Here is an 11,156-nt window from a genome sequence, read left to right on the forward strand (position 1 = left end):
CGGCGCAACGCGCGCAACAAGCGGGCGGGCCGGAAGGTTGCTCGAGCGGAGGCACCGGCGCCGCCTTCCCCCCCCTCGGGCGGCCGCCGGTGCCGAACGATGGAGACAGACATGCGCAGCACCCTTGCCCTTCTGACACTGGCCCCCGCCCTCCTTGCCGCCCCCGCATTCGCCCAGATTTCGACCGATGGCGTGACGAACGTCAACCTTGTCGGACAGGTCGGATTGGGCGGCAGCGCGGCAGCGGGCGGCGTCGCCAACCCCGTCGGCACCGCCATCGACCGCGTCGACGGCACGGTCGACAAGGCGGTCGATACCGCGAACCTGACCCTCGCGACGCGCGAACAGGTGCGGGCGGGCGCCGAAATATCCGACACCAGCGGCAACAGCGTCGGCACGGTACAGAGCATCGAGGGCGACACCGCGGTCGTGATCCGCGGCGGCAAGCTCTACAATGTGCCGCTCGCCGAAATCTATCGTGGCGCGGTGGGCGCCAGCCACGGGCTCGTGACCAAATTGTCGCGCGCCGAAATCCAGGCGCGCACGACCGCCGCGGTCGAATAGCGCCGGCTCTCCCCTGCCCCGGCCCGGCCCCCAACCCCCCGGGCCGGGGCGAACGGAACGAGCCATACCAGACCGCATCGCGTCCGCGATCGGGGAGGGAGCCGGGATGCCGGCTCCCTTTCGCCGTCAGGGATGTGATCAGCTACCGGGGAAGGTGGCGCCCGCGGTGACGTCGATCGCTGCCTCGCCCCCCGTCGGGATCACCGTGCGGCCGAACCGGACGAAGCGCGCGGTCGGCCGGTCGAGGTCGCGGTCGTACCGCGCCGCAACCGCCACCGGGTCATAGCCCATCCAGATCAGCGTCGCGGGGAATATCTGGCTTGCCGAATGCCCCACCGCCGGCGCCGCGGCGTAGCGCGCCGCAAGTCGCTGCGGCAGCAAGGCGAGCAGCGGGACGCGGAACTCGTCGGCGACCGCCTCGCGGCTGCAATGCGGCAGCGCGCCGGGGGCAAGATTCTGGCCATGGTCGGAGGTATAGACGATCGCCACCGCCTTGCGGTCGACGCCCTTCAGCAGCCGCGCGAAGAAGTCGCGCTTCGACCATAGGAGCGCGGTGTCATATTGCAGCGCCACCGGGCTGTTCGCGGGGATTGCGCCCTCGGGGTAATGGTCGCGATACTGGAAATGCACCCCGCGCAGCACCGCATAGGTAAAGCTGCGACCCGGGCCTTTCATCCGCGCGTTGAGCGCGTCGGCGATCGCAAGGTCGGTATCGATCCCGCCGACCATCGGCCGGAAGTCGTCGATCAGCGCACGCTCGGGCGGCAGCATCAGATTCTGCGGCGCGCCCGACGTCTGCCCGTCGATCAGCATCGTCGAGTAACCCGCCGCCTTCGCATAGCCCCAGATCGACGGCGTCGCGCGCAGGTCGGTCGTCGGCGATACCCGCCGCACATCGACGCCCGAACGCAGCGCGACCTGCGCCGGTGCGCTGCAATGCCCCATCGCCGCCGCGACACCGAAATCCTCGTGCGGAACCTGCGCCAGCGTCGGCGCGATCAGTCGGCGGAACGGCGCCTCGGCAACGCTCTCGTCGATCAGCCACACAATATGCTGCGGCGTTGCGGCGCCCGCATCGCGCTTCAACTCGACCGCCGCGCGCGCGGGCGGCGGCGGCGCGCTGGCAAGGTCCCAGCCAAGACCATAGAGGCTGCGCTCGGCGCCTTCGGGCCAGACCTCGGCATGCCGATAGATCGGGCTCGGCAGCACGAGCAGGACGAGCAGCACCGCCGCGATTTTCCCGTTCCAAGGCATCGGCACCGCGCGCCGCGCCAACCTTCGCGCGAACACGAACAGCACGAGAACCGCAGCGACCTGAACCGCAACCCACAGGAAATCGCCGCCGAACTCGCCCGCCGCATTGCCTGCCTGTCGCACCTCGGCGAGCATCCACGCGAGCGAGCCCGCGTCGATGAGTTCGAGGATGATCTGGCTATAACCGATGTTCACGAGGATCGACGCGCCCGCGAGCGCCAGCAAAGCCGCCGCCCATCGCCGCGGAAACAGGAACAGCGCGGCCATCAGCACCGCCCCCTGAAACGCCAGGAACAGCGCGGCGACGACCGCGCTGCGCGTGTCGCCCGCCGCCAGGCGATAGGCGACCGCGTGGACCAGCTGGAACCGGTTCGCGATGCCATAGCCGATGCCGAAAACCGGCATCACAGCGACCAGCCGCCAAAGCCCGGCGCGGCGCGTGCGTGGCTCCTCTTTCCCTCGGTCGAATCGCATGACGCGACTATCTAGCGGCCAAGGCCTTGAAAAACAGCGAATGCAGCGAGCGTCTGTCACCGCATATGAAAATGGCCCGCCCCGGGGCGCCGGGTGCGGGCCAGTTCCGGTGCCGGCGCGCCCTATTGCGACGCCAGCCCTCTGTTATCCCGAAAGCCTATTCGGCCTCTTCGAACAGGTCGACCGCGTTCGCGGCGTTCGCCGACAGGCGCACGGTGTCGCCTTCGACCGCGGCGACGAGGCCTGCGGGCAGGTAATGATGCTTGCCGTCGCCGCTGTCGGCCTTGGTCAGTTTGATGCGCTCGCCGTCGAGATGGTCGACGGTGCCGATATGGACGCCGTCGGCCCCGATGACGTTCATCTGTTCCTTGATCGCGCTATGGTCATGCTCAGCCATCGTCATTCTCCTTCGCTCCGGAGGGGGAGCCTTCTCACCATACGCGCAGGTTTCGAGTCGGCTCCACAGCTTTGGACAAACCGCCCCAAAGCCGCGCCCGCTTCCCATCATCGCGCGCCCGCGCTACCTTCGCCGCATGCGCAATCTTCTCGCCCTCGCAAGCCTGCTGGCTCTTGCCTCGCCGCTTCCCGCCATCGCCTGCTCGGTCGCACCCGGATATCGCGTGCCGACCAATATGGAGCTCGTCGAACGCGCCGACCTTGTCCTGCTCGGCACCGTCACCGCCGGCGATTTCGAGCCCGACAGCACCGACCGCCAGATGATCGCGGTCGAACCGGTCGCGGCCTTGAAGGGTGCGATGCCAACCGCACCGGTCGCGCTGCCTGCGATGATCGCAACGAGCGACGACATCCTGCTCAGCAATCCTTACGAGCTCGAGGAAGCGCATCCACAGAGCTTTGCCGGCGCCTGCGTCCGCTACGTCTTCCCGCGCGGCTCGCGCATACTCTTCTTTCTCGACCGGCAGGATGGCGCGTGGCAGCCGGCAGGCGGCCCGTTCAGCCGCTGGGCCGAGGATGTGCTGACCGACGACGCGCCCTGGCTGCAGGCTGTGCGTTTCTATCTCGATGTCGCAAAGCTTCCCGACGAGGAGCGCACGGCCGCGCTCACCGCGCGGCGCGACGAGCTCGCCGCGCTGGGTGACGATCCTGTCGCGCAACTGATCGCCGCCGACATCGACCGCCAACTCGCCGGGCCGAACGCGCCGCTTCGCGGCGAACTCCCCTCGCCGCCCGACGATACCGACGCCGAAACCGCGGCCGAGACCGTGGAAGCGATGGCCGAGGAGGTTATGGGATCGGCCGAAGCCGCCGCAAATGCAAGCGGCGGCGCGGCCGAACCCGGCACCTCCCGCCCCGAAGCCTGATCATCGATGCGGCTGCCGACCTATGTCTACAGCCTGATCTACCCCGGCTTTCTCGGCAGCTTCCTTTACGGATCGCTCACCGCGCCCTTTCCCGACGCGCTCCACGTCTGGGCGGCGCTGTTGATGCTCCTCTATTTCGGCGCGCAATATGGCGAAGGCGCGATCGCGGCGTTCCCCGGCGCCGACGGCAAGCCACGCTATGGCGCGCCCGAAGCCGCCGTCGATCTGCTCGAAACGCTGGCAATGGCCGCGATCATGGCCGCCATCGGCGTATTCGGTAGCGCCCCGACGGGGCTCGTCGGCCACTTGTTCGACGCGGGCAACGACAGCGATCACTGGCTCTGGATGGCGCTCGCCTTCGCGCTGCCCCCGATCGCGCGCGTCGGGCTGTCGATCGTCGGCCGCGATCCGGACCGGCCCAGCCGCGACGTAAAGGCGCACAAGCGGCTGACCCTGCTCTCGCTCTCGGCGGCCGGCGGCGCGCTGGTCGGCCTTCTCGTTCAGCCCGCAGCCGGGCTGGCCGTCATCAGCGTGGTGCTCGCCGCCTATCTCTTCGCCTATATCTTCAAACCGTCGCTGGGGCGCGGAACGGTGCATGAGGCGCTGTGGGGAACGCCGGGCGACGACGACTAGCTTCGGTGGAGCGTCAGCACCAGGGCCGCCGCCGCCCGTCCCAGCGCCGTGCCAACCCGTCTTCGACCAACGTATCGCCTACGCTCTCGCCGTTGCGCGTCACGATCCGCAGCTTGCGGTCATATTGGTCGCTGTCGCGGTCGATGCTCTCGAGGCTGAATGGCCCGTCATTGAGCCAGCCGCGTAGTCGCCCGGTCGCCGCGCGGCCAAGGCTCGCCTCTTCGGCGCAGCGCGCCGGATGCGTTTCGGGGGTGTCGATATCGGCGATGCGGTATCTATCGCCTTCGAACCGGAATGTGTCGCCGTCGACGACGCAGTTGCGTCCGCCGCCGCTGTGGCAAAAGCCGAACTCCGCAGTCAGCATATCGCGCGATGGCGCCGCCACGTTGCGAAGCAAGGGCATCCCCGCCGCTTCGGGAATATCTCCAGAAAACTGCAACGCGCCGAACGGTCCGGCAAAACCCCCGGCGGCGACAAGGGCGAACCACAGACCAAAGCCGGCGCGTTTGCGCGGTCGTTGTCGCGTGCGACGACGGAATGGGCGGGGCCTCTGCGCAGACCGGAGGATAGGACGGGCCATCGCCCGGACTTACCGGCACTTGTTTGGTGAAATCCCGACAAGGCGCCTCCGCTATGGCCATGGACCGGGACGAAAATCCCCATTACGGCGCCATTTTGACGGTTCGCGCTACGGCGCGCCGCGCGGTTCGTCATCCTCGACGCCGCCGGGACCGAGTTCGTCGTCCTCGTCATCGTCGCTGCGCTCGCCGCGATAGGCATCCATGTCGATCCGGCCCGAACGTTCCATCTGGTGCATATGGTCGACCAGATCCTGCACATCGTCGTTTGCATCGCCACTGCGCGCCTTGTCGCTGTCCGCGAGCCGCGTCTCGCGTCGCGCCGCTTCGGCGACACTTTGCGCCTGCGCCTCCTCGTCCTGCTGTTCGCGGTTCAGCGCTTCGGGGGCGTCTGCTTCGGGTTTGCGCGGATCATCGGCCATGGCCAGCTCCTTGAAAGGGAATGGCCCGAAAACGCGTCGCGACGGCGCGGGGTTCCTCAGGCGGCGGCGGTCAGCACCTTATTCTCGATCACGCGAACGAACACCTCGGGGTCCTGTGCACCGGGAACCAGCATCCGCCCGCCAAGGATGAAGGCGGGCACGCCCGTTATATTCTGGTCAGCCCAATAGGCTTCCTCGGTGCGTACCATCTCGCCAAACTCGCCCGACGCAAGGATCGCGGCGGCACGGCCTGTGTCGAGCCCCACCGATGCGGCAATATCGGCGAGCACCGCCCGATCGCTCACATCGCGATTGTCGGTGAAATGCGCCTTGAACAGCGCGAGTTTCAGATCGGTCTGCACCCCCGTTGGCCCATCCTGTTCGGGTTCTTCGAGCGCGCCCGCCCAAGTCAACAGCCGATGCGCGTCAAAACTGTTGCGCATCCGGAAGTCGGGACCGCGATTGAAGGTGAAGCCCAGTTCGCCCGAGATTTCAGCCAGCCGCCCGGTGTTCGCGCGGCTCTGTTCGGCGCTGATCCCGTATTTGCGCATCACATGGCTTGCGGCATCCTCGCCCTCCGCCGGCATGTCCGGATTGAGTTCGAACGGATGCCACTGGACGCGGAAATCGAGCCGTCCCTCGAAATGCACCATCACCTTGCGGAATTTCAGCCAGCCGATGATGCACCAAGGACACATCACGTCGGACACGATATCGACACTCAGGCGCGGCACGCGCGGTTCAGCCAAATTCCGTCTCCTGTCAGCGGCCGCGCTCATCCGGGCGTGCGGCGATCCTTGCCTGAACGCCGGTCTCCCTTGCGCCGGTCCAGCCCGTTGAAATCGGGGTCGTCGGCCACGCGCCGGTCGGTCGACCGCCTGTCCGGACGCGTCCTTTTGTCCTCATCGGATGTCATATGCTTCCCTCCCACCACAAAGGAAAATGAAGCGACCCGATGCGCATTAATTCACATAAAGGTTAAAAAGACAAGCAATGGCGGAAATCCGGCGATTGCAAGTGATCCACTCAGATATCAGATCATCTGAAATGATCGTGTCTTTTCAAAGACGGAATAGGCTTCGATACTTCTTCGCATATTCGCAAGCATGGGCGGCAAATCGTCAGGACGAAACCACCGCAACGCCAATGTTTCGGTTACGTCGGCCTTGATGTCGCCATCATAGTCCGTGGCATAGAACATCATGACGAAGAATTGGCAGATGTCTCCATTCGGGAAGCGCACCGTCTCATAGGCCGGATTGCTTCCGAAACCGAAAGGCGTCGGATTTCTGATCCGAAGTCCGGTCTCCTCATATGTTCGCGAACCGCCACTTCGGCCAGATCTTCGCCTTCTTCTGCATTGCCGCCCGGAAGACCCCACAGTGCAAAATCGCTTCGATGTTGCAACAGGATCGCTCCGTCCTCGCGGACAATAACGACGCGCGCGCCGGGAACCAGAAGACAACGGCTTCCGACCAGTGATCGTAACTTTCCCAAATGACTGTCTGCGAACGACATCTCGCCGATCCGTCTTTACAGGCGATCAGGCTGATCGAGCGACGCTGCCTCGGGCCGCGACAGGACCCACCAGCTACCGACCATCAGCAGCACGGTCAGCGCCTCGATGATCATCGCCTGGATGATGCCCGTGTTGATGGTGTCCCCGCTTGCGACGCCGAACAACCGACCCGCGAGCGCGGTACCATAAAGCGCGGCGGGCACCAGCAAGGCGCGCAGCCAGCCCGGCACTAGCGCACCGATCCCGGCACTGCCCGCGGCGACAAGGAAGAAGGCCGACAGATCGGCGCGGATCGTATTGGTCGCCGGCCCCTCGACCAATATGCCGAAGGTTTCGGTATAGCTGGCGGGATCGAACAATCCACGCACTCCGACGATGACGAAGAACAGCGCCCACAGCAGGATAGCGCCGCGCAAGACCCAATTGACCATCACTTTCTCCCCTGTTTGCCGGCAGGCTGCGGCATCGGGGCAGAAAGTGCAATCTATTCCGGGTCAAGGATCCCCCGCCGCGAACGTCTCTTCGATCCAGCCGCCGCCGAGCACGCGCGAATTGTCGCCGGCATCGTACAGTACAGCCGCCTGCCCGGGCGCGACGCCATATTCGGCTTCGGCGAATAGCAGCCTGTCGCCCGCGACACGCGCGGGCACCGGCTTCGCCATGCTGCGTACCTTCGCAAGAATGTCGCGGCCCTCGACCGCGCCCAGCCAGTTCGCCTCGCCCAGCCGCGCGCCCGACACCGCAAGCGCGCGCCGCGGTCCCACGACGACCTCCTTCTTTCCGGCATCGAGCCGCACGACATAGAGCGGCTCGGCCTGTCCGCCGATCTCGATCCCGCGACGCTGTCCGACCGTATAATGAATAAGGCCCTTGTGCGCGCCAAGAACCGTGCCATCGACATGGACGATTTCGCCTTGGTCGTCGGCTTCGGGGCGCAGCTTTCTCACCAACGTCGCATAGTCGCCATCGGGGACAAAGCAGATGTCCTGGCTATCGGGCTTGCCCGCGACGCCGAGGCCGAGATCGCGGGCGATCTCGCGCACCACGCTCTTTTCGAGTCCGCCCAGCGGAAAGCGCAGGAAGTCGAGTTGCGCCTGCGTCGTCGCGAAGAGGAAATAGCTCTGGTCGCGCGCCGGATCGACCGCGCGGTGGAGTTCGGCGCCCGCGGAGCCCATCACGCGGCGAACATAATGCCCCGTCGCAAGGCAATCGGCACCAAGATCCCTGGCGAGCTGGAACAGATCGGTGAATTTCACTCCCATGTTGCAGCGCACGCACGGGATCGGGGTCCGGCCTGCCAGATACTCGTCGGCGAACTGATCGATCACCGTGTCGCGAAAACGGCTTTCATGATCGTAAACATGATGCGCGAAACCCAGCCTGTCGGCGACCGCGCGCGCATCGCGGATATCCTGCCCTGCGCAGCAGGCGCCAACGCGCTTTGCCTTCGCGCCATGGTCGTAAAGCTGCAGCGTCACGCCGATCACCTCGGCGCCCGACCGCGCGGCAAGCGCCGCCACCACGCTCGAGTCGACTCCACCCGACATCGCGACGACGATTCGCCGGTCCTTCAGCGGCGCTGCCAGCTGAAAGTCGGCCCCGGCAAGGCCGGTGGGGGAAGGAATCGTGTCGATCATGATCGCTGCCATCTAGGGATGAACATCGCAAAATACCAGCTTTTCGGCGGCATGCGTCAAGATATTGACGCGGATTAAGCTTCGCTAACAGGTTCTGAAACAGGCATTTACGGGACCTTAGCTCCTCGGCACTACACCGGCAGCATGAATGTCGCCCCGTCCGAATTTCCGCGCATCGCCGGCGCGGCCAGATTGTCGAAGCCCGGCTTCGATATCATCATGGCCGTATCCAGCGCGCGGCAAGCCATGCTGCCGACCGTGCGCCTGCTGCGGACGCACGCGCATCGCGAATCGCATGCGGCAAAGCTTAACGCGCTTCGCCATTATCTCGGCGGCGCGGCGCGGCGCGGAGAACAAAAGGGACCGCAGATAGTCCGCTTCTTCGACCTGTCGGACGATGTGAACGCCCTGCCCGAAACTATGAACAGCCTGTTTACCAGAGGATTTCAGCCGATGTTGAATCCCTCTGATTTAATGCGGAACGCGTCGGACCAAATCCCCCCCGACGGTGAAGATATGGAATGAATATGATCGAGAATCAGAAAATCCGGCCCGCACAGGTCATCGGCCCCTTGGGTGAACCGCTGACGCTGGACTCGCTGCCCCCGCCGACGACGACCCGCTGGGTTGTTCGCCGCAAGGCAGAAGTCGTCGCGGCGGTCAACGGCGGTCTGCTGTCCGTTGACGAAGCGTGCGAACGCTATGGGCTGACCCTCGAGGAATTTGCCGGCTGGCAACGGTCGATCGACCGCAGCGGCATGCCCGGATTGCGCGTCACGCGCATTCAGCACTACCGCGACCTCTACGAGCGCCAACAGCGCTTCTAAGGGCCGCGGGACCGGACCAGGCATGAAGAGGGCGCTTCGGGCGCCCTCTTTTTTTGCCTGTGACTGGACAGCCGGGGGCGCCACCCGCTAGCGGCGCGCCATGACTATCACCGCTACGATCATGAACACCGCCACCGGCCAGCCGATCCAGAAGATGAGCTTTGGCCGCATGCCCAAACCCTGGGCCAGCTTCCATCTCGAAACCGGCGAACGCGTCACCGCCGAGCGCATCGACGTCACGCCGCCCGCGCCGGGAAAATTCACCGCGACGGTGCAGGTGTGGGTGAAGGTCAAGTCGAACGACTGACGCCGCGCCCGCGGATATCAAAGAAAATCGGCGCGATTCCAACGTCATGACGATTTTGTTGCAACCCTATTGTTCATCCCGCGTTAAGCCCCCGAGTCAACTTTGGGAGTCACTCAATATGCGCAAGATGTTCATCACCCTCGCCGCCACCTCGGCCCTCGCGCTCGGCGCCTGCCAGAGCCCGCAGGCCGACAAGGTCGAGGACCAGGCCGAAGCCCAGGCCGAAGCGATCGACGATCAGGCCGACGCGATGCCGGAAGGCCCCGCACAGGACGCCATGGAAAACAAGGCGGACGTCGTCGAGGAGCAGGGCGAAGAAAAGGCCAACGCGATGGACGACGATGGTGAGATCGCCCCGTCCGAAACCGGCGTCGGCGACACGCAGAAGAAATAAGGGCTGCCTTCCCTAAAGGGCAGGGCGAAGGGCGCCGGTCGATTCCGGCGCCCTTTGTTTTGCCTGCCGCATTTTCGGGGCGCGCTGTGATCCGCGTCACCCCGGTGTTGCGCCATCAGGGTTAATGACGCGTTCGGGACGGGCACACGCTTTCAGCGACCGCTAACGGACCACCCTCTCGCCGTCCCTAGCGACCCAGGGCGGCGGGAGGGACTATTCCTCCCTTTCCCCTTCGAGCGCGCGCAGCACATCCTGCACCCCCGGCGCCTCGGTGTCGGCGCGCAGCGCCTCGATCGCCGCCGCGACGTCGAGCTTATAGTCGGCGACCCCGGCCGCCTCGCCCGCCCATGCCGCGCCGAGCGATTTGACCAGCCGCCGCGCCGCGGCATTTTCCGACAGCATATGGACGTCGAGCACGCCGAGCCCCTCGGCACGGCAATGGACGAGCAGCGCCGCGGTCATCATCCGCGCGAGCCCCCGCCCCTGAAATTCGTCGAGCACCGCGATCGAAAACTCGCCGACCGGACCGTCGTGCCGGTATCGCACCGCATGCACCGCGCCGATCGGCGGGCGCCCCGGGCATTCGGTGCAGATCGCGCCCCACGCGATATGGTCGTGCCCGTCGACGTCGGCGAGTTTTTGCACCACCGCGTCGGGCAGCGCCGGCGCGGGCGAGAAAAAGCGCAAATAGCGCGATTCCGCCGACAATTTGGCGATTCCGTCGCGGATCAGCGGCGCGTCGTCGGGGGTGATCGTGCGCAAGGATACCGCGGTGCCGTCGTTCAGCGCGCTGTGAACCGCGATATCCTCGATCCGCGCGCCCTTTTTCGCCGCTCGCTGCCCGTCCGCACCGGTCATCGCCGTCTCCCGATGCGCGATGATAGGCAACACGAACTTTCTCCGCAATCTCTGCACCGCCAAACCCTAAGCAATTTCACCGCGCCCGATCGGTGAAATGTCGGAAGCGAACCATGCTTAACTTTGGTAAATGTTGCACCTCGAAGTCCGAAAGGTTGCACGTCAGTGATCCACGCTCACCCGGACGACAACGCGCGCTATGACAAGCGCTATGAGGTGCTCGGCGACCGCCTCGCGCGGCTGCGCCGGAGCCAGGGGCTGAGCAAGACCGATCTCGCCGGCCGGCTCGGGGTCACCGTCACCTCGATCTGCTATTGGGAACAGGGCCGCTCGCGCCCGCGGCTCGCGCGGCTTGAGGCGCTCGCCG

17 protein-coding genes and 1 pseudogene are annotated in these 11,156 nt (G+C 65.7%); 8 read left to right on the forward strand and 10 right to left on the reverse strand.

The window, feature by feature from the left end; genetic code table 11:
• Nucleotides 1-111: 111 nt before the first annotated feature.
• Entirely contained in the window at nt 112-564 is a 453-nt protein-coding gene (locus VN047_RS21480) for a hypothetical protein (RefSeq protein WP_325546311.1), read from the forward strand.
• Between the two features lie 138 nt (nt 565-702).
• On the opposite strand, the gene VN047_RS21485 is transcribed toward VN047_RS21480, so the two are convergent.
• Nucleotides 703-2,223, reverse strand: a complete 1,521-nt coding sequence (locus tag VN047_RS21485; RefSeq protein WP_325546340.1) for a sulfatase-like hydrolase/transferase — start codon at nt 2,221-2,223, stop codon at nt 703-705.
• Between the two features lie 226 nt (nt 2,224-2,449).
• The gene (locus VN047_RS21490) at nt 2,450-2,689 is read right to left on the reverse strand and encodes a DUF2171 domain-containing protein (protein ID WP_325546313.1); all 240 of its coding nucleotides are present in this window, start codon (nt 2,687-2,689) and stop codon (nt 2,450-2,452) included.
• A 136-nt stretch (nt 2,690-2,825) separates the two neighbouring features.
• Here VN047_RS21490 and VN047_RS21495 point away from each other — a divergent pair, with 136 nt between their 5' ends.
• Nucleotides 2,826-3,614: a hypothetical protein gene (locus VN047_RS21495; RefSeq protein WP_325546315.1), complete on the forward strand. Its 789-nt coding sequence runs from the start codon at nt 2,826-2,828 to the stop codon at nt 3,612-3,614.
• Nucleotides 3,615-3,620: 6 nt separating this feature from the next.
• Entirely contained in the window at nt 3,621-4,247 is a 627-nt protein-coding gene (locus tag VN047_RS21500) for a hypothetical protein (RefSeq protein WP_325546316.1), read from the forward strand.
• 13 nt (nt 4,248-4,260) lie between these two features.
• On the opposite strand, the gene VN047_RS21505 is transcribed toward VN047_RS21500, so the two are convergent.
• The 7 genes and pseudogenes from VN047_RS21505 to mnmA all read right to left on the reverse strand — a co-directional run bounded on the left by VN047_RS21505 (nt 4,261) and on the right by mnmA (nt 8,415).
• Nucleotides 4,261-4,650: a thermonuclease family protein gene (locus VN047_RS21505; RefSeq protein ID WP_325546318.1), complete on the reverse strand. Its 390-nt coding sequence runs from the start codon at nt 4,648-4,650 to the stop codon at nt 4,261-4,263.
• A 285-nt stretch (nt 4,651-4,935) separates the two neighbouring features.
• Nucleotides 4,936-5,247 carry a hypothetical protein gene (locus tag VN047_RS21510; RefSeq protein WP_325546320.1) on the reverse strand — a complete coding sequence of 104 codons (312 nt, stop codon included), beginning with the start codon at nt 5,245-5,247 and terminating at the stop codon, nt 4,936-4,938.
• Between the two features lie 56 nt (nt 5,248-5,303).
• Nucleotides 5,304-5,996, reverse strand: coding sequence for a DsbA family oxidoreductase (locus tag VN047_RS21515; RefSeq protein ID WP_325546322.1), 693 nt, complete (start codon nt 5,994-5,996; stop codon nt 5,304-5,306).
• A 26-nt stretch (nt 5,997-6,022) separates the two neighbouring features.
• The gene (locus tag VN047_RS21520) at nt 6,023-6,163 is read right to left on the reverse strand and encodes a hypothetical protein (protein ID WP_325546324.1); all 141 of its coding nucleotides are present in this window, start codon (nt 6,161-6,163) and stop codon (nt 6,023-6,025) included.
• A gap of 117 nt (nt 6,164-6,280) precedes the next feature.
• Nucleotides 6,281-6,765, reverse strand: a pseudogene (locus VN047_RS22765) (NUDIX domain-containing protein).
• A gap of 15 nt (nt 6,766-6,780) precedes the next feature.
• Nucleotides 6,781-7,197, reverse strand: coding sequence for a hypothetical protein (locus VN047_RS21525; RefSeq protein ID WP_325546326.1), 417 nt, complete (start codon nt 7,195-7,197; stop codon nt 6,781-6,783).
• 63 nt (nt 7,198-7,260) lie between these two features.
• Complete coding sequence (gene mnmA / locus VN047_RS21530; protein WP_325546328.1) at nt 7,261-8,415, reverse strand: tRNA 2-thiouridine(34) synthase MnmA; 1,155 nt, start codon at nt 8,413-8,415, stop codon at nt 7,261-7,263.
• A 132-nt stretch (nt 8,416-8,547) separates the two neighbouring features.
• Between mnmA and VN047_RS21535 the strand changes: the two genes are divergently transcribed.
• From VN047_RS21535 to VN047_RS21550, 4 genes are all read left to right on the forward strand, one after another.
• Nucleotides 8,548-8,928: a hypothetical protein gene (locus VN047_RS21535; RefSeq protein WP_325546330.1), complete on the forward strand. Its 381-nt coding sequence runs from the start codon at nt 8,548-8,550 to the stop codon at nt 8,926-8,928.
• A 2-nt stretch (nt 8,929-8,930) separates the two neighbouring features.
• Nucleotides 8,931-9,230 carry a DUF1153 domain-containing protein gene (locus tag VN047_RS21540; protein ID WP_325546331.1) on the forward strand — a complete coding sequence of 100 codons (300 nt, stop codon included), beginning with the start codon at nt 8,931-8,933 and terminating at the stop codon, nt 9,228-9,230.
• Between the two features lie 100 nt (nt 9,231-9,330).
• Nucleotides 9,331-9,537 (forward strand): hypothetical protein, encoded by a 207-nt coding sequence (locus tag VN047_RS21545; protein WP_325546333.1) that lies wholly within the window; start codon nt 9,331-9,333, stop codon nt 9,535-9,537.
• Between the two features lie 118 nt (nt 9,538-9,655).
• Complete coding sequence (locus VN047_RS21550) at nt 9,656-9,931, forward strand: hypothetical protein (RefSeq protein ID WP_325546335.1); 276 nt, start codon at nt 9,656-9,658, stop codon at nt 9,929-9,931.
• Nucleotides 9,932-10,144: 213 nt separating this feature from the next.
• On the opposite strand, the gene VN047_RS21555 is transcribed toward VN047_RS21550, so the two are convergent.
• Nucleotides 10,145-10,789, reverse strand: coding sequence for a GNAT family N-acetyltransferase (locus VN047_RS21555; RefSeq protein ID WP_325546336.1), 645 nt, complete (start codon nt 10,787-10,789; stop codon nt 10,145-10,147).
• A gap of 165 nt (nt 10,790-10,954) precedes the next feature.
• Here VN047_RS21555 and VN047_RS21560 point away from each other — a divergent pair.
• Nucleotides 10,955-11,156: helix-turn-helix transcriptional regulator (locus VN047_RS21560; protein ID WP_325546338.1), on the forward strand; the 202-nt coding region annotated here is incomplete at its 3' end.

The organism is Sphingopyxis sp. (assembly GCF_035565275.1).
GTDB lineage: Bacteria > Pseudomonadota > Alphaproteobacteria > Sphingomonadales > Sphingomonadaceae > Sphingopyxis.